The following is an 18,019-nucleotide window of genomic DNA, read 5'->3' as shown; positions in this document are numbered from 1 at the left end:
CGTCCCGACGACCGAAGGAGACGAGGATGTCCACCACCGTGGAGCGCGAGCTCGACCCGGCCCGGACCGAGGCATTCGCTGGGCGGCTGCTCGCCACCTACACCGACAGCGTCGTCACGCTGCTGATCGACCTCGGCTTCCGCACCGGGCTGCTGGAGGCACTCGCCGCCGGCTCGGGCACCAGCGCCGAGCTGGCCGAGCGGGCCGGGCTGGCGGAGCGCTACGTCCGGGAGTGCCTGGGCGGGCTGGTGACCGCCGGCATCGTCGACTACTCCCCCGCCACGGCCGGCTACACGCTGCCGCCGGAGCACGCCGTGTGCCTGTCCGGGCCGGGATCGCTGAACCTCGCCCCGCTCAGCCGGGTCACCGCGCTGCTCGCCCGGCACGTCGGCGAGGTGGCCGAGGCCTTCCGCACCGGGGGCGGGGTGCCCTACAGCGCGTTCCGGCCGGAGCTGACCGACGTGATGGACGAGGCCTCCCGCGGGCTGTTCGACGGCCAGCTGCTGGAGGGCATCGTGCCCCTCGTCGACGGGCTGCCCGACCGGCTGGCGGCCGGCGCCCGCGTCGCCGACGTCGGCTGCGGCACCGGGCACGCGGTCAACCTGCTCGCCCGCACCCTCCCCCGGTCGCGATTCACCGGGTACGACATCGCCGCCGACGCCATCGAGCGGGCCCGCGCCGAGGCCGCCGACTGGAGCCTGACCAACGCCTCCTTCGAGGTGTGCGACGCCACCCGGCTGCCCACCGATCCGCCGTTCGCCGCCGTCTTCGCCTTCGACGCGATCCACGACCAGGCCGACCCCGCGGGCGTGCTGCGCCGCATCCACGACGCGCTCGAGCCCGGCGGCGTGTTCGCCATGCTCGACATCAGGGCCGCCAGCGCACTTGAGGACAACATCGGCAACCCGCTGGCACCGTGGCTGTACGGGATCAGCACGCTGCACTGCCTGACCGTCTCGCTGGCCGAGGGCGGCGCCGGTCTGGGCGCGCTGTGGGGCGAGCAGCAGGCCCGGCGGATGCTCGCCGCGGCGGGGTTCGTCGACGTCACCGTCCACGACGTCCCCGACGACCCGCTCGACTCCCTCTACGTCGCCCGCAGGCGCGCCTGACCGCCGACCACCCGCCGCACCGTCCGTGGAGAGACCGCGGAGGTACACGGCCGGGTGAACGTCGGCGGAACGATGGGAACGCGACCGTGTACTCGCCGAGGTCCGCGCGGCGGGCCCCGACGTCGGGCTCGCCGACCAGGATCGGAGCGTCGTCCTCGCGGGCGCGAGGCGTGTTCGCCTCCTCGGTGGAGGACTGCATCGGACGATCGACAGGCGTGCCCCCGAGCGCCCCCGTGCGACGTCGCGGGTTGGGATGAACCGTCGGTCAGCGGGCGGGCACCGCCGGACCGCAGTGATTCGGGTCAGTGGGAAGAGCCGGCACTCCTTCCGCCGAACTGACTGTCGACCGAGGCGAGATGGAGGTCACCGTCCTTGACCTCGTCCACGTGCGGTGTGGCGTGCGGGAGCATCGACACGACTCTGGACGGCCGTACCGACGGTCCACGGGTCTGCAGGGGCCGGCGGCGACGGCGCCCCGTCCCGGTCACCGGGGTAGCAGAGGCCTCCTGCCGCGGAGGACGTCGGTGAGTCCGGTGACGTCCAGCAGGCGCCGCGCCGGCCCGCGCGCGGGCAGCACGACCTCGATGCCGGCGGCGGCTGTCTGGAGGACCTCCAGCAGCAGACCGGTCTCACGCTGGCGACGAACCCGAGCCGCGCACCGGCCCCAGTGGGTCATCCCATGAAGAGCAGCGGTCGCCGGTTTCTGCTCATGGGACCACCGTCCCGGGTCGTCCACCTCCCTGGTCACCCGTCCGGCGCGTGCGACAGCGGCGAGTCCCGCTCGGGCCGGTCACCGGCGTGCGGGCGACGTCCCTTGCAGCTTCGCCTATTGCTCCTCGTGACACCTGCTGGTCGAACAGCATGCCGAGGAGCAGCGCGAGCGGGTCACGCGAGAGCAGCTCGTCGGCGGCGTCGTCCTGGGCGATGCGGAGGGTCGGCACGCTCGCCGATCTTTCCTCATCGACAGCCCGGTCGAGGTGCTGGTGAGCGGTACCGACGTGTGTGGGTGGACCGCCACGCACCGCAGCGTGCGGACGTGCACCGACGGGACCGGCGCCGAGGGGAGCTCGCAGGTCCGCCGGTGAGGTCGGGCAGCCCTGTCGCGGATCCCGGTCGACGTGTCCGCCGACGTTCCCGACGACCAGCCACCGGGGGCACGAGGAGCGGCGGGAGGTCCGGGTCAGGGCCGGTGGTTGCGGCGTCGGATGGTGATGATCCCGGCCACGACCAGCAGCAGCGGAAGAACCAGGCCCCACATGAGCCAGCCGTTCATCGGTCGCTCCTCTCGCGTGTGTGAGCACGACGGCGCCCCGTGACGCGCCCCGCCCGTCACCGTCAGCCTGCGCCGGACCTCCGCGCACGGCGTCACCCCACGAGGACGAGCACCGCGCTGCGCACCGCGACCGGAGCGCATCCGGTCCTGGAACGCCTCCGGCTCGACGTCCCAGCGGTCGTCGCCACTGCGTCGTCGACGCACGGGCTGGTCGGACGCCATGCCCCGGACGAGCGGGAGCGGATAGCGGCCGAGCAGGTCGTCGGCAGCGTCGTCCTGGGCGATGCGGAGGGTCGGCCGACGGGAGTGTGCCGCACGGGGGCCGGGACCACCTCGGGCTCCTGCGGCGGCGGTGGTGCCCCGGGCCGTCGCCGGTCAGGAGGGGACGTGCTGCTCCCGCCCGACGAGCACCCGGACGACGGGGAGGACCACGAGCCAGCAGCAGACGGCCGGCACGAGACCGACGAACGCCGCACCCACCGAGGCGGCGAACACCGCGGTCGTCGCGAAGGCCCGGCGGGTGATGACGGCGGTCGACCGGTCGTCCAGGCGGGGGTCGAGGAGTCCTCGGCGGGCGGCGTACAGCCACGTCGCGGTCAGGGCCGCGCTCGCGAGGGTCAGGCTGGCGGCGTAGAAGACCACGGGGAAGGCGTCGTCGGCGGTGGAGTGGGAGCCCAGCAGCGCCGCCGGGAACGGCATGAAGGCCACGGTCATGAGAGCCACCAGGTTGAACCACAGGAGGCCGTGGTCGGAACGGCGGACGTGGCCGAAGGTGCGGTGGTGGGCGATCCAGAACTGGCCGATCACCAGGAAGCTGACGGCGAAGGTCAGGACGGTCGGCCACAGGTCGAGCACCTGGCGGAACAGCCCCTCCTCGTTCTCCGGCAGCTCGATCTCGGCCGTGAGCGGCAGCACGAGCAGGGTGATGACGATGGCGTAGACGGCGTCGCTGAAGAAGACGAGCCGCTCGAAGCCCAGAGGGGACTCCACGAGCGGGGACCCGCCCGGAGGCGCGGCGCCGGGTGCGGGCGGACGGGGGCGGTGCGTGCGTGTCATCCTCGCTCCTCGGGTCGGTCCTCCGGCGCTGACCCGGCCGCGCGACCGGGCGACCATGCTGCCCCGCGACGGGGTCCCGCGGGGACGGACCGGACGCGGTCCCCGACGTCGAGCCGTTCGGCCGCGCCCCCCGGGTCCTCGGTCCCTCCTGGCCGCTGCCCGGACCGGCCACCGTCCGGGGTACCGCGAGCCCCACGGAGGTCGGGCATGGCCACGTCGAGCGACCCCCGCTCTCCCCTGCCGGTCGCCTCCCTGCAGGTGCACTCCGGCGAGGTCGTGCTGGCCGCCCGGCGGTTCGGGTCGTCGGGCGACGTCGTCCTGCTGCTCCACGGCGGACCCGGCTGCCCGGACTACCTCGAGCCGGTCGCGAGGCACCTGGCACCCCGCTTCCGCGCCGTCACCTTCGACCAGCGCGGTGTCGGCGCCTCGACCACCGACGGGCACTACCGCCTCGACGACCACGTCGCCGACGTCGAGGCCGTCCGCGGGGCACTGGGCGCCGACCGGGTGCACCTGTTCGGGCACTCGTGGGGCGGTCTGCTCGCCCAGCTGTACGCCCGCCGGCACCCGCAGCGGCTGCGGAGCCTCGTCCTCGCCAACTCCTCCGCCGGCGTCGGCGCCGACTGGACGCGCATGCAGCGCGAGGTGGTGGCCCACAACCGCCGGAAGAGCGGCCCCGCCGGCTTCGCCGCCCTCGGCGCGTGGTCGCTGGCCGCCCGCCTCCCCGGACGCCTCGGTGACATCGCCGGCCGCCGCGTGCTGGCCCGCGTGTGGGCCAACTACTTCCCCGATCCGGCGGCCGCGCCGCCCGCCGACCGCTCGTGGCTGCGCGGCGCGCACGGGGCCCCCGCCCGCGGCACCGTCCGGTCGATCACCCGCACACCGGCCGGGGTGCTCGACGACCTCGGCACCGTCACGGACGTCCCCGTCCTCGTCGTCTACGGGGCCGACGACGTCTACGGGCCGAGCACCGACGCGGTCCGGCGCCGGCTGCCCGGGGCGCGGCACGAGGTCCTCGACGGCTGCGGGCACCTGCCGTGGCTGCAGGCACCGGACCGGTTCCTCCCGCTGCTGGACGACTTCTACGACCAGGTGACCCGCCGGAGCGCCACGTCGCGCAGCGAGCGCCGGGGACCCCGCTGAGGTCCCCGCGCACCGGAGGCTGTCACCGACGGACCTGCGAGCTGAGGCCCCTGCAGACCGGTGACCTGCGCGCTGTACACATCATCGTCTCTCTCGGCGGGCTGGTGCCGGGGTGGCTCTGCGCTCCGGCGCCCTCGACCGCACCGGGCGGGCGGCTGCGGTCGACCTCCCCACCGCCCGTAGACCTCGCTCGACCCGACCCTGTGCGGCGACGGCCGGGCACCTCCCGGTCCGTCGACGCGACAGCGCGTGCGGGAGCGAGAGCGGTCCACGGCACCCGGCAGCGTGCCGCACCTGCGCGGGGCCCGGGCTCCGGTGCTCGGTCCGTGGCACAGGGTGAGCGAACGGAGCCATCGGTGCGCCGCGTTCTGGACGGTCTGGTGCCGACCCTCCGGCGTCGGCATGATGCCAACCCCGTTCGCGGGCAACCGCACGAGGGCCGCGCGGGATCGGGCCTGAGACCCGGACCCGGTGCCGCACCGACCGCACCAGGGGCGGAGGGCTGGACATGACGCCGACGCGCGACACGACCGCACAGGGATTGGGCCGGGCCGACCGGACCGGGATCCTCGCCATGTGGAGCGCCAACGGGATCTCCACGCTCGGCGGGCAGATGACCAACGTGGCCATCCCCTGGTTCATCCTGGAGACCACCGGCAGTGCGGCCAGGACCGGGCTGGTGGCCACGGCCATCACCCTCGGCGGGGTCCTGGCGGCGGTGTTCAGCGGTCCGGTGATCGACCGGCTCGGGTTCAAGCGGTCCAGCGTGATCACCGACGTGGGCGCCGCGGTCGGGGTGGCGGCCATCCCACTGCTGCACGCGGCCGGCGCCCTGCAGTTCTGGCAGATCCTCGTCCTCGGCTTCCTCATCGCCGGGATGCAGGCCCCTGGCGACACCGCCCGCTACTCGATCATGCCCGGCCTGGCGCGCCGCGCGGCGCTGACGATCGAGCGGGCCAACGCCGTGGACCGGGCGATCACCCGCGGGGCGATGCTGGTCGGCCCGATCGTCGGCGGAGTGCTGATCGCGATCGTCGGTCCCGCGAACGTGCTCTACGTCCAGGCGGTGGCGTTCGTCGTCTCCGCCCTGCTCGTGGCGGCTCTGGTCCGTCCCGGCAGTCACGAGGAGGGTGGGGCGGCGCCGGTCCAGGCGGGCCGGCACTACTGGGCCGAGCTCCTCGTCGGGTTGCGGTTCGTCCGGCGCAACAGCCTGCTGGTGTCGATCGTCCTCGTCGTCTCGGTCGCCAACGCGCTGGACGCGTCCCTGGTCACCGTCGTCCTGCCCGTCTACGCCCGCGACGTCTGGGACAGCCCCACCAGCCTCGGCGCGCTCACCTCCGCGATCGGGGCCGGCTCCCTGATCGGTGCCGCGCTCTTCGGCGTGATCGGGCACCGCATGCCCCGGCGGCTGACCATGTTGCTCGGGGGTGCCGTTGGAGCGTTGCTCCTGTACGGCGGCCTGGCGCTGACCCCACCCCTCGGGCTCATGATCGTGCTCGTCCTGCTCGGTGGCGTGGTCGCCGGCCCGATCGTGCCGCTGCTGTTCACGGTGGTGCAGACCGTCACCCCGGCGGAGCTCTACGGCCGTGTCTTCGGCGCGCTGCAGTCCCTGTCGTCGGCAGCGGCCCCGTTCGTCATCGCCGTCGTCGGCTTCGTCGTCGAGGGGGCGGGCCTCGTGCCCACCATCGTCGGCCTCGGCGTCCTCTACCTGGCCGTCACCCTCGGCATGCTGCTGAACCCCGCCCTCCGCCGCCTCGACGACGATCGCACTCCGGCTGCGCCCGCCCTGGTCGCAGACCAGTCGGCGGCCGACCGGAGCGAGCGGGTGTCGTGACCGGCCCCGACGAGGGGACCCCGCCCCTCGGATCACGACAGCCGGTTCTCCTCGTCGTCGGCGGGGATGCACAGGACCTCGCGATCACGGCGGGAGCGCTGGAGCACCGGTTCGCCCGGGACTACCGGGTGCTCACCGCCAGCTCGGCCAGGGCCGCACGAGCCGCCCTCCGTCGCCTGTCGGAGGCCGGAGACCCGGTCGCCCTCGTCGCTGCGGACCTGCACCTCCCCGACGGCGACGGCGTCGCCCTCCTGCAACAGGCCACGGACCTCCACCGCGGTGCTGCCCGCCTGCTGCTGTTCGACATGGACGAGAACCACACCCGGATCCCGTTCGGTGAACTGCCCGCCCTGCAGCGAGCGAACGCGCTCGGACAGATGGACGCCTGGATGGTGAAGGGCTGGGTCGACCCCGAGGAGTGGCTCTACCCCCGGGTGCAGGAGGCCCTCAGCGCCTGGTCGAGGGCGTACCGCCCGGGCCACCTGGTCTACCGGGTCGTGGGTGAGCAGTGGGACCCGCGCTGCCACGACCTCCGGGACGGCCTGACGGTCAACGGCATACCGCACACGTTCCACCCGCAGGACAGCGAGGCCGGTCGCCGGCTCATCCGCGACCTCGGGCTCGACGTCGGGCGGCTGCCCGCGGTGATCCGCCACGACGGGTCCGTGCTGTACCAGCCGTCGATGGTCGAGCTCGCCCTCTCCCACGGCATCCGGGTCCGGCCCGCCGCCGACGACTACGACCTGGTGGTCCTCGGGGCCGGGCCGGCCGGCCTGGCCGCCGCCGTCTACGGCGCGTCCGAGGGGCTGGGCACCCTGCTGCTCGAGGAGCGGGCCATCGGCGGACAGGCCGGCACCAGTTCCATGATCCGCAACTACCTCGGCTTCCCCGGCGGCATCAGCGGTGGCGAACTGGCCCACCGTGCCTGGCAGCAGGCCACGCTGCTCGGCGCCGAGTTCGTCTTCACCCACCAGGTGTGTGCCTTGACCACCGACGGCGGCCGGCACGTGCTCGGCTTCTCCGACGGCGGTTCCGTGGCGGCCCGGGCCGTGATCCTCGCCGCCGGGGTCCGCTACCGCCGGCTCGGAGTCCCCGACCTGGACCGGCTCACCGGCGCCGGTGTCTTCTACGGAGCGGCCGGGGTGATGGCGCCGGCGGTCGCAGGCGAGGAGGTCTACGTCGTCGGTGGGGCGAACTCCGCCGGGCAGGCCGCCCTGCACCTCGCCCGGTACGCGGCCCGGGTCACCCTCGTGGTGCGCGGCGGGTCCCTGGCCGCCGGGATGTCGGACTACCTGGTCCGGCAGGTCGAGGTCACGCGCAACGTCGAGGTACGGCTGCACACCCAGGTGGTCGGGGGCCGCGGGGACGCCCGGCTGGCGGGCCTGACCCTGCAGGACCGGCGGACGGGGAGGACGGAGGACGTGGACGCGGCGGCCGTCTTCGTCCTGATCGGCGCCGAACCGCGCACCGACTGGCTGGCCCCCGTCCTCCGCCTCGACGAGCACGGCTTCGTCCTCACCGGCCGCGACGTCCCCTCCGCCGACTGGCCGCTGGCCCGCGACCCCTACCCGTTCGAGACGAGCCGCCCCGGCGTCTTCGCCGCCGGCGACATCCGCTACGGCTCGGTCAAGCGGGTCGCCGGCGCCGTCGGCGAGGGTTCCGTGACCGTCGGATCGATCCACCGCTACCTGGCCCACCTGGCCGCCGGCCCGGAGCACGCGCGGGACCGGGCCCCGGTCTGAGGCCCCCTCCAGGTCGCGCCGGGACGACCCACGGCTCGTCGGCACCCAGGAGCGCCCCGTGTGCGACGAGCCGCTCGACCGGAGGCGACCTGTGCCCGCCCGACACCGGGAGACGCCCGTGAACACCACCGCCACGGATCTGGGGACCCTGAGCTGGGTCGAGCGCACCGGTGGGCAACTCACCCGCGCCGAGCGCCGCTCGCTGCTGGGTCCCCTCGTCCGGACCCACGCCGTCAACGCGGCCGGTCGCCTGTCGATGCTGATCCGTCTCGACCCCGGACGGCGGGCCGCCCCGGTGGCTCCCTCCGTGCTGGTCCCACCGGACTCGGCGCTCACGCGGGCCGCCGTGTCCGAGGCGCGCCGAAGGCTCAGCCCGGCGCTGCTCAACCACTCCTTCCGGACCTTCGCCTTCGGTGCCGCGCTGGGCGCGCTGGAGGGGCTCACCGTGGACACCGGGCTGCTGTTCGCCGCCGCCCTGCTCCACGACACCGGACTGCCCACCAGCGTCGAGCGCGTCGACTTCACCCGGAGCAGCGCCCGCATCGCCCGCGACGTCGCCGAGGAGGCGGGGCTGTCCCCGGCCGCCACCGAGACGCTGTGCACCGCGATCACGCTGCACCTCGGCCCGGACGTCCCGCTCGCGCACGGCCCGGTGGCCCACCTGCTGGCCGCCGGCGCCGGCGTGGACGTCGTCGGGGTGCGTGCCTGGCGGCTGCCGCCGGACCTCCGCTCCGGAGTGGTGGAACGGCATCCCCGGCTCGGGTTCGAGGACGAGTTCGCCGCGGCGCTGCGCGTCGAAGCGGCCCGCGTGCCCCGGGGGCGGGTGGCGTTCCTGCGCAGGTACGGGGCCCTCGACCTCGCGATCAGGCTCGCGCCCTTCCGCGGCTGACCCGCCGTGGCCCCGGTCCACCGCTCCCCGGGGGGCGCCGGAGCACTCACCGACCCGGACGGCACCCGCTCGTCGAGGTGGTGCCGGTGCCGGCTGGAGGACACCTCGTCCTCGTGTCCCGCCGCTCGGAGGACCGCTCGGGCGTGGCGTGCGCGAGTACGGTCGGCCCAGCCGACCGTGGGGTGGTGGTGGCCGTGGTGCGTGCTCCTGACGCCCGCGCCGCTGCCAGGAACGGTGCTGGAGCGAGCGGGCTCGGACTCGACGACCTGATCAGGACGGTCGACCTCCTGCCGTTCGGCGTCGCCCTGTTCACCCGCGATCTACGGGTCCTGCACGTCAACCCGGCGGGTCGCGCTCTGGCCGGCGCAGGGCACGACCCGCTGGTGGGACGGACGGCGCCGCCGCTCCCCACAGGGCCATCCCACCCCGGCGACGGACGACGCGTGGTCGACTCCTGCGACACCCCGGTCGACGTCCAGGGGCGACGCCTCGTGGTGCGCGTGTTCCGGGACGCCACCGCGGAACGGCGTGCCGTACGCGAGCGGGCCACGCTCGGCCACGTCGCCGCCCGGGTGGCGACGGCCGAGTCGCTGGAGGCCACGCTCGACACCGTCGCCGCCTGCCTGGTGGAGTCCACCGGGATGAGCGGTGCTGCCGCCATCGTCTTCGACGGTGAGCCGACCCGTCTGCGGGTCGCCGGGACCGCGGGCCTGCCGCCGGACTACGCCGAACGGTTCCAGCGGGCGCTGGCGTCCGGCATCGGCGTCCTGCCCGCGGTGTCGGCCTGGCGGAGCCGCCGCACAATAGTGGTGGACCGGACCCGCGACGAACCGGTCCTCCGGACGCTGGAGGACCTGGACGACGACCTGCCGTGGCGCAGCATCGCCTCCTTCCCGATGATCGCCCGCGGCCATCCGGTCGGTGCCGTCAAGACCTTCTGGCCGGGCCCTCCTCCGGACGGGGACGAGCTCCGCTTCCTCGCCGCCGTCGCCGACCAGGCCGCCACCGCCGTGGACAACGCCCGGCTGGTCGCCGACACCGCCGCGTCCTCCCGCCGGGACGAGGCCCTGATCGCCGCCGGGCTGGCGCTGGCCTCCGAGTTGTCCCTGCCCGCGGTGCTGACCAAGATCGTCGAACTCGCCTGCGAGGTGGCCGACGCCCGGTACGGCGCCGTGGGGGTGCTCGGACCCGACGGTCGCCTCGAGGACTTCATCACCCACGGCATCCCCGCGCAGCAGCGTGCCGCCATCGGCCCCCTGCCCATCGGCCGGGGCATCCTCGGCGCCCTGACCTCCGACGCCCACCCGATGCGGCTGGGCCGCATCCAGGACGGCCCGCGCTCGGTGGGCTTCCCGCCACACCACCCGCCGATGACCTCGTTCCTGGGGGTGCCGATCACCGTGCGCGGCCGGGTCTACGGCAACCTCTACCTCACGGAGAAGCGCGGGGAGTCGGAGTTCACCGACGACGACGAGCGCGCGGTGGTCACCCTCGCCGCGCAGGCCGGTGTCGCGATCGAGAACGTCCGCCTGTTCGACGAGGCGCAGCAGCGACTCGCCCTCGAGGCCCGGCACCGCCTCGCCCGTGAACTGCACGACTCGGTGTCCCAGGCGCTGTTCTCCATGACGTTGGAGACCCGGGGTGCCCAGCTGCTGCTGGAGCGCGCCGGCCTGGCCGCCGACGGGCCACTCGGGGAGCGGTTGGCCAACCTGCGGCAACTGACGCAGGGGGCGCTCGCGGAGATGCGGGCGCTGATCTTCGAGCTGCGCCCGGAGGCGCTGCGGGAGGAGGGTCTCACCGCCGCCATCCGCAAGCAGGCGGAGGGGATCAGCGCGCGCACCGAGATCACCGTCGAGGTCCGCCTACCGACGAGGCCCATCCCCCTGCCGGGCGATGTCGAGGAGCAGGTCTACCGGCTGGTGCAGGAGGCCCTCGCCAACGTCGCCAAGCACTCCGCGGCCCGCCGTGCCGTCGTGCGGCTGCGTTGCCGGCACAGCGGGCACGAGCTGCTGGTGGAGGTGACCGACGACGGCGTGGGCTTCGACGCGTCCTCCTCCCAGCCCGGCCATCTCGGCCTGCACACGATGGCGCAGCGCATGGAGCAGCTCGGTGGCTCCCTCCTGGTGGACTCGCGTCCCGGACGGGGCACACGGATCTCCGCCACGGTCCCCCTGTCCCCCGAGGGACCCGGATGGCCGTGACGGCCGGGACGCCACCGGCGGAGGGACGGCCATGACCGGACCTGCAGGGTGCGGCGACCCCATCCGGGTCTGCCTCGTCGACGACCACGCGGTGGTGCGGCGGGGGCTGCGCGGCTACCTCGAACTCGTCGAGGACGTGGAGATCGTCGGCGAGGCCGCCGACGGACGCGCGGCCCTCGATCTGGTGGCCGCACTGGTCGCCGGCGGAGGAGCTCCGCACGTGGTGCTGATGGACCTGCTGATGCCCGGCACGGACGGGGTCACCGCCACGCGGCTGCTCACCCAGCGGTACGACGGGGTCGCCGTCGTGGCCATGACCAGCTACAGCGAGGTCGACCGGATCCGCAGCGCCCTGGAGGCCGGTGCCTCGGGCTACCTGCTCAAGGACGCCGAGGCCGACCAGGTCGTCGACGCCATCCGCCAGGCCCACCGCGGTGAGATGCCGCTGGGACCGGCGGTCGCCCGCCAGCTCGCCCGCGCCGTCAGCGCACCCGGCCGAACGGCACTCGACACCCTCACCGCCCGCGAGCACGAGGTTCTCGTCCTGCTCGCCACGGGGCTGTCGAACCGGGAGATCGCCCGCCGGCTGTCCATCAGCGAGCGCACTGCCCGCACCCACGTCAGCAACATCCTGGACAAGCTGGGGCTGCGGTCGCGCACGCAGGCGGCGCTGTACGCGATCCAGCACGGCCTGGCACCCGCGTCCCCGTAGTCCGCCTCCGACATTCCTCCCGGCCTTGGCAGGACATTGCGCCGATGTCGCCTGCCCTGGCGCGTGGTGGGCTCGTGGCAGGCACTCCGGTCCAGGGGGCAGTGTGAGGGTGCTGATCGCCGCTCGGGACGTCCGCGTCCGGCGGGCCCTGTCCAGGCTGCTGGAGCTGGGTGGAGGCCACATCGTCGGCGCGACCGACGCGCTGCGCACGTTGCCGGAGCTGGACGCCCGGGTCGGCCCCGACGTGGTGGTCCTGGAGCTGGACCCGCGCGAGGCCCCGCGGGACCTGCAGGTCGTCGAGGAACTCGCCCGTCGGGGGCGCGCGGTGATCGCCGTGTCCAGCGGGTCGGCACGGTGTCCCGACGTCCTGGCCGCCGGTGCCCGGGCCTGTCTGGACGAGGACGTCGACTTCCCCGACCGGCTCGCCCAGGCGGTCCGGGCGGTGGCCGGACAGCCGTCATCCCCTCCCCCGGCGTGAGGGACGGGTCCACGGGACTACGTCAAAGATCCCCCTCCGGTCCGGTCATCACGCCGATGACCGGCCACGGTCGCAGCTCCAGACTGCTGCTGGACACCAGAGCGGACCCCAGGTCACGAGGACCGCCTGCGGCCACTCGCCCTCCGGAGGGCCGGCATGACACGACCGACCGGCGGGCCCCGGTACGACCCCTCCCCCGACCAGCTGATGGACGTGATCGTCGTCGGCGGAGGCCAGGCCGGACTGGCGATGGCCTGGCACCTGGCCCGGCAGGGTCTGCGGTTCGTCGTCCTGGAGGGCGCCGACGAGGTGGGCCGGTCCTGGCGCGACCGGTGGGACTCGCTGCGCCTGTTCACCTCGGCACGGTTCGACTCCCTGCCCGGTATGGCCTTCCCCGCGCCGGCCGACACCTACCCGGGCAAGGACGCGGTCGCCGACTACCTGCAGGCCTACGCGGCCGCCTTCGGCCTCCCGGTCCGCACGGACAGCCGCGTCCTCCGCCTGGACCGGACCGCCGAGGGGTTCGAGCTGCGGACCGCCGACGCGGTGTGGGGGGCCCGCCAGGTCGTGGTCGCCACCGGGCCGTTCCAGGTGCCCGCCGTGCCTCCGCTGGCGGCAGGGCTGGACGCCGCGGTGACCCAGCTCCACAGTGCGGACTACCACCGTCCGGCGCAGCTGCCGGATGGAGCGGTGCTGGTGGGCGGCGGCAACTCCGGCCTGCAGATCGCCGAGGAGTTCGTCGCCGTGCGCCCGGTGGACGTCGCGGTGGGCGCCAGCCTGCCGATGCTGCCCCAGCGGGTCCTGGGCCGGGACCTGTTCTGGTGGCTCACCCGCCTCGGCGCGATGCGGGTGACCACCGGCTCCCGGCTCGGCCGGCGGATGCAGGCGCGCGGTGAGTTCGTCATCGGCACCGACCGCGACCGGCTGCAGCAGGCCGGGGTCCGGTTCCGGCCCCGGCTGACCGGCGCCGACGGGCGCACCGTGCGGTTCGCCGACGGCAGCGCCCTCGACGTCGACGTCGTCGTCTGGGCGACCGGCTACCGCAGCGATCACACCTGGATCCAGGTGCCGGGGGTGTTCCACGACGGACGGATCGTCCACCGGCGCGGCGTCACCGACGTCCCGGGGCTGTACGTCCTGGGCCTGCCCTGGCAGCACACCCGCGGCTCCGCGCTGCTCGGCTTCGTGCAGGAGGACGCCGCCCACCTCGCCGAGCACATCCGCCACTCCGGCACCAGCCGACGCGCGGCGCCGGCGGACGCCCGGAGCCGTCAGCCCCACCCCTGAGAAGGAGAGACGCCATGACCGCGACCATCACCGCCCGGATGCTCGACACCTACCCGAAGGACCTCGGCGGGGTCGACCGGGAACGGATGCGGGTCTGCATCGACGCGTGTCTCGAGTGCGCCGAGGCGTGTACCGCGTGCGCCGACGCCTGCCTCAGCGAGGACATGGTGGCGGAGCTGACCACGTGCATCCGCACCTGCACCGACTGCGCCGACGTCTGCGGGACCACCGGCCGGGTGCTGTCCCGTCACACCGGCTACGACGCCAACCTGACCCGCGCCGTGCTCGCGGCCTGCGCGACCGCCTGCCGCGCCTGCGGCGACGAGTGCTCGCGGCACGCGTCCATGCACGACCACTGCCGCATCTGCGCCGAGGCGTGCCGCCGCTGCGAGCAGGCCTGCCGCGACCTCATCGCCGCGCTGGGCTGACGCGGACGACGCCTTCGTTCCGGACCTGCTGAGAGAGGAACGAGCCGTGACAGAGAACCGAACGCCGTACCCGGTCCGCGTGGACGCGTCCGAGGGCTCCGACGCCTCCCGGGGGCTGTGGCTGGTCAAGTGGTTGCTGCTCATCCCGCACTACGTCGTGCTGGCCTTCCTGTGGTTGGCCTTCTCGGTCGTCAGCGTGATCGCCTTCTTCGCCATCCTGATCACCGCGCGCTACCCGCGTGGCCTGTTCGACTTCAACCTCGGCGTGATGCGCTGGAGCTGGCGGGTGCACTACTACGGCTACGGAGCCAACGGCACCGACCGCTATCCGCCGTTCACCCTCGCCGACGTGCCCGACTACCCCGCCCACCTGGACGTCGCCTACCCGCAACGGCTCTCGCGGGGCCTGGTCTTCGTGAAGTGGCTGCTCGCCGTCCCGCACTACCTGGTGCTGGCGGTCTTCGTCGGGGGCGGGCTGTGGTTGACCACCCGCGGCGGAACGGACGATGCCTGGGACGACTGGAGCGCCGGCGGCGGCCTGGTCGGCCTGCTCGTGTTCATCGCCGCGGTCGTGCTGCTGTTGACCGGTCGCTATCCGCGGCCGCTGTACGACTTCGTCCTCGGCATGGACCGGTGGGCGGTGCGGGTAGCGGCGTACGTCGGGCTGATGACCGACCGGTACCCGCCCTTCCGCCTCGACCTGGGCGGACCGGATCCCGGCTCCGTCCCCGCGGCGCCGCCCCCGCCGCCGTCACCGGCCGGAGCCCCGGCCGCACCCGGCGGAACCCCGGCCCCCCCGGCCGCGGCCACCCCGGGTGCGACCGGTCCCACCGCCGGCATCCGCGCCTAGCACCCTGCGGGTGGCGCCGGGCGACGCCCCCTCCGGCGGCGGCCGCCGCCCACCCCTCGAGAACGACGACACCGAAGGGTTACGGCATGAGCGCCCCTGCCTCCATCCCGCCGTCGGCGGCACCCGCGACGGACGCGATGCGGCGGACCTCCCTGGCCGCCGGCGTCCTCTACCTCGTCACGTTCGTGTCCGTGCCCACCCTCGCGCTGTACCAGGACGTGCGGGGAGAGGCCGGCTTCGTCCTGGGCGCCGGCAGCGACACCGGGGTGCTCCTGGCGGCCTTCACCGAGGTCGTCGTCGCCCTCGCCGGCATCGGCACCGCCGTGGTGCTGTTCCCGGTGGCGCGGCGGGTCAGCGAGGTGGCCGCCGTCGGCTTCGTGGCCTCCCGGGTCGTGGAGGGCGCGCTGATCGTCGTCGGCGTCGTCAGCGTGCTGACGCTGCTCACCCTGCGCGCCGACGTCGCCGGCACGGCCGGCGCCGACCCGGCCGCGCTGGTCACGACCGGCCACGCCCTGAGCGCGGTCTACGACTGGACGTTCCTGCTCTCGCAGAGCCTGATGCCGGTGTTCAACGCGCTGTGCCTGGGCTACGTGCTGTACCGCGCCCGGCTGGTGCCGCGGGTCCTGCCCGTCCTCGGGCTGGTCGGCGCGCCGCTGCTGATGGCGTCCGACGTCGCGGTCTTCTTCGGCGTGTACGACCGCGCGGCGCCGATCGCCGTCCTCGCCGCGCTGCCGATCGCGGTCTGGGAGTTCTCCCTCGGCGTGTACCTGACCGTCCGGGGCTTCCGGCCCGCCGCGGTCACCGCGCTGCGGTCCGCGCCGACCGCCGACCTCGACGATCCCTCCCCGGTCCCTCCCCCGCGGACCGGCGAGGAGCCCCTCGCTGAGCGAGGTGCCGTGACCGGATGACGGCGATGAGCCACCCGACGCCGCGGTGGCCGTCTCGTGCTCCCGGCTCCTGGTGTCCCGGGACCGGCGACCACACCGGCCTCCACCCCTGCTCGCTCGACGACGGGAGACCCGCACCATGATCAGCGCCGGGGACCACGCCGTCCGGGTGACCGGGTCCACCGCCCACGATCCGTGGACCGACGCCCCCGGCGGCACGGTCGAGCGTCCCCTCGCCGACAGGACCGGCGGCGGACGGCGATGACCGCGTCCGCTCGCGCCTCGGACGTGCAGGGGCCGGGAGCCGGCCCCGCCGTCCACGGCCGCGGGCTGCGTACACCGGTGGCCTGGGGCGTCGTCTGGGGCGGCCTGCAGGCCGCATCCCCACTGGGCCTTCCCTGGCTCGACGCGGCGACCGTCTACGCGCTGGGGCTCGTGCTGATCGCCGCGGTCTACATCGGCTTCGCCGTCGCCGACGGGCATCGGCACGTCCTGGTCGTCGAGACGGCCGTGGCGGCTGCCTTCGTCGTCGTCGCGGCGGCAGGGGTGACCGGATCGGCCTGGCTGCTCGTGGCCGGTCTGGCCGCCCACGGCCTCAAGGACCTCGGGCAGCACCGCACCGGCTTCGTCGCGAACACCCGCTGGTGGCCACCGTTCTGCGCCACCGTCGACTTCGTCGCGGCCGCCCTCATCGCCGTCGCCCTCATCGCCGACATCCGGATCGGCTGGTGACCCGCGCGCCCGGCCACGACGGCGCCGCAGCACCGCACCACGGAAGGAGCAGGACCGCCATGACGACCACCGCACGTCCCGCCCGCCGTCCCCCGTCCCCCGACGGCCCTCCCGCCGTGGGCCACGGGGTGCACACCGGACCCACCCGCCGGATCGTCGCCGGCTCCCACGTGCACCGGCTGGGCGGTGCTCGCCGTGCTGTCGACCCGGATGACCGACCAGCCCCAGCGATGGGCCTCCGTCCGGCCGCCGGGTGCGGACGGGCACGGCTCTCCCCACGGCCTGACGCCAACGACCAGGACGGAGTGTCGCCATGACCGACCAGCAACTCAGCAGGGCCCCGCGGCCCTCCGGCGGCGACGCCGGCGCCACGATGACCGCGATCGTCCAGGACCGCTACGGGCCGGCCCCCGAAGACGTCCTGCGGATCGCCCGCCTCGCGGTCCCCTCGGTCGCCGACGGCGAGGTCCTCGTCCGGGTGCACGCCGCCAGCGTCGACCGCGGCACCTGGCACGTGATGGCCGGCCTGCCCTACCCGATCCGCCTCGCCGGCTTCGGGCTGCGCCGGCCGAAGTACGCCAACCCGGGCCGGGCGCTGGCCGGCACGGTCCAGGCCGTCGGAGCCGGCGTGGACGACTTCGCCCCGGGCGACGAGGTCTTCGGCATCGGCTACGCCACCTTCGCCGAGTACGCCCGCGCCCCGGTCGGCAAGCTGGCCGCCAAGCCGGCGACACTCTCCTCCGCCCAGGCAGCCACCGTGCCCATCTCCGGGCTGACCGCGCTGCAGGCCGTCCGCGACCACGGCCGCGTCCAACCCGGCGAGCAGGTCCTCGTCATCGGGGCGTCGGGCGGCGTGGGCAGCTTCGCGGTGCAACTCGCCAAGTCCGCAGGTGCCGATGTCACCGGCGTGAGCAGCACCGGGAAGGTCGACGAGGTACGCGCCCTCGGCGCCGACCACGTCCTCGACTACACCCGCGAGGACATCACCGACGGGCGCCGCCGCTACGACGTCGTCCTCGACATCGGCGGCAACCGGCGACTCTCCCGGCTGCGCCGAGTCCTTGCCTCCCGGGGACGGCTGGTCATCGTCGGTGGGGAGAACGGCGGACGGTGGCTGGGCGGGACCGACCGGCAGATCCGGGCCCGGCTGCTGTCGGTGTTCGTCCGCCAGCAGCTGGGCACGTTCATCAACAAGGAGAACGCGCGGGACCTCCACACCCTGCGGGAGATGATCGACGCCGGCACCCTCACCCCGGCCGTGGACCGGGCCTACCCGCTCGACGAGCTCCCCGCGGCCATCCGGTACCTGCTGGACGGCCACACCCGCGGCAAGATCGTCGTGGCGATCCACGACCCGGACGGGTCCTGACGCCCGACTGGAGCGCCCGGCCGCGGATC

General features: G+C 74.5%; 16 protein-coding genes and 1 pseudogene. 15 read left to right on the top strand and 2 right to left on the bottom strand.

From position 1 onward, the window contains the following. The first annotated feature begins 26 nt into the window (after positions 1 to 26). Complete coding sequence (locus ACI8AD_RS11120; RefSeq protein ID WP_456870580.1) at positions 27 to 1,109, top strand: methyltransferase domain-containing protein; 1,083 nt, start codon at positions 27 to 29, stop codon at positions 1,107 to 1,109. Between the two features lie 1,180 nt (positions 1,110 to 2,289). Here the strand turns inward: ACI8AD_RS11120 and ACI8AD_RS11115 are convergent. Both ACI8AD_RS11115 and ACI8AD_RS11110 read right to left on the bottom strand, forming a co-directional pair. Then, positions 2,290 to 2,382, bottom strand: a complete 93-nt coding sequence (locus tag ACI8AD_RS11115) for an LPXTG cell wall anchor domain-containing protein (protein ID WP_456870579.1) — start codon at positions 2,380 to 2,382, stop codon at positions 2,290 to 2,292. Between the two features lie 375 nt (positions 2,383 to 2,757). After that, positions 2,758 to 3,372, bottom strand: coding sequence for a TMEM175 family protein (locus ACI8AD_RS11110; RefSeq protein ID WP_456870578.1), 615 nt, complete (start codon positions 3,370 to 3,372; stop codon positions 2,758 to 2,760). Between the two features lie 273 nt (positions 3,373 to 3,645). Here ACI8AD_RS11110 and ACI8AD_RS11105 point away from each other — a divergent pair, with 273 nt between their 5' ends. From ACI8AD_RS11105 to ACI8AD_RS11040, 14 genes and pseudogenes are all read left to right on the top strand, one after another. Beyond that, the gene (locus tag ACI8AD_RS11105; RefSeq protein WP_456870577.1) at positions 3,646 to 4,581 is read left to right on the top strand and encodes an alpha/beta fold hydrolase; all 936 of its coding nucleotides are present in this window, start codon (positions 3,646 to 3,648) and stop codon (positions 4,579 to 4,581) included. 508 nt (positions 4,582 to 5,089) lie between these two features. Beyond that, entirely contained in the window at positions 5,090 to 6,415 is a 1,326-nt protein-coding gene (locus tag ACI8AD_RS11100; protein ID WP_456870576.1) for an MFS transporter, read from the top strand. Then, positions 6,412 to 8,157, top strand: a complete 1,746-nt coding sequence (locus ACI8AD_RS11095) for an FAD-dependent oxidoreductase (protein WP_456870575.1) — start codon at positions 6,412 to 6,414, stop codon at positions 8,155 to 8,157. The genes ACI8AD_RS11100 and ACI8AD_RS11095 overlap by 4 nt, the downstream gene beginning before the upstream one ends. A gap of 118 nt (positions 8,158 to 8,275) precedes the next feature. Next, complete coding sequence (locus tag ACI8AD_RS11090; protein ID WP_456870574.1) at positions 8,276 to 9,046, top strand: HD domain-containing protein; 771 nt, start codon at positions 8,276 to 8,278, stop codon at positions 9,044 to 9,046. 77 nt (positions 9,047 to 9,123) lie between these two features. Further along, positions 9,124 to 9,450 (top strand): annotated as a pseudogene (locus ACI8AD_RS11085) (PAS domain-containing protein); the annotation flags it as partial. A gap of 39 nt (positions 9,451 to 9,489) precedes the next feature. Continuing rightward, entirely contained in the window at positions 9,490 to 11,247 is a 1,758-nt protein-coding gene (locus tag ACI8AD_RS11080; protein ID WP_456870635.1) for a GAF domain-containing protein, read from the top strand. A gap of 31 nt (positions 11,248 to 11,278) precedes the next feature. After that, positions 11,279 to 11,959 (top strand): response regulator, encoded by a 681-nt coding sequence (locus ACI8AD_RS11075; RefSeq protein WP_456870573.1) that lies wholly within the window; start codon positions 11,279 to 11,281, stop codon positions 11,957 to 11,959. Between the two features lie 109 nt (positions 11,960 to 12,068). Beyond that, the gene (locus ACI8AD_RS11070; protein WP_456870572.1) at positions 12,069 to 12,437 is read left to right on the top strand and encodes a hypothetical protein; all 369 of its coding nucleotides are present in this window, start codon (positions 12,069 to 12,071) and stop codon (positions 12,435 to 12,437) included. Between the two features lie 156 nt (positions 12,438 to 12,593). Next, positions 12,594 to 13,724, top strand: coding sequence for a flavin-containing monooxygenase (locus ACI8AD_RS11065; protein WP_456870571.1), 1,131 nt, complete (start codon positions 12,594 to 12,596; stop codon positions 13,722 to 13,724). A gap of 14 nt (positions 13,725 to 13,738) precedes the next feature. Then, on the top strand, positions 13,739 to 14,152 hold the full coding sequence (locus ACI8AD_RS11060; RefSeq protein ID WP_456870570.1) for a four-helix bundle copper-binding protein: 414 nt from the start codon (positions 13,739 to 13,741) through the stop codon (positions 14,150 to 14,152). 79 nt (positions 14,153 to 14,231) lie between these two features. After that, positions 14,232 to 15,002 carry a DUF4389 domain-containing protein gene (locus ACI8AD_RS11055; protein WP_456870569.1) on the top strand — a complete coding sequence of 257 codons (771 nt, stop codon included), beginning with the start codon at positions 14,232 to 14,234 and terminating at the stop codon, positions 15,000 to 15,002. Positions 15,003 to 15,088: 86 nt separating this feature from the next. Then, on the top strand, positions 15,089 to 15,910 hold the full coding sequence (locus ACI8AD_RS11050) for a DUF4386 domain-containing protein (protein WP_456870568.1): 822 nt from the start codon (positions 15,089 to 15,091) through the stop codon (positions 15,908 to 15,910). Between the two features lie 240 nt (positions 15,911 to 16,150). Then, the gene (locus ACI8AD_RS11045) at positions 16,151 to 16,621 is read left to right on the top strand and encodes a hypothetical protein (RefSeq protein WP_456870567.1); all 471 of its coding nucleotides are present in this window, start codon (positions 16,151 to 16,153) and stop codon (positions 16,619 to 16,621) included. Positions 16,622 to 16,934: 313 nt separating this feature from the next. Continuing rightward, positions 16,935 to 17,990: an NAD(P)-dependent alcohol dehydrogenase gene (locus tag ACI8AD_RS11040; protein WP_456870566.1), complete on the top strand. Its 1,056-nt coding sequence runs from the start codon at positions 16,935 to 16,937 to the stop codon at positions 17,988 to 17,990. The last annotated feature ends 29 nt before the right edge of the window (positions 17,991 to 18,019 follow it).

The sequence above is a fragment of the Geodermatophilus sp. SYSU D00766 genome, from assembly GCF_054049915.1.
Note: the sequence above shows the minus strand (reverse complement) of the source record. Positions and strands in the feature narration are given on the sequence as shown.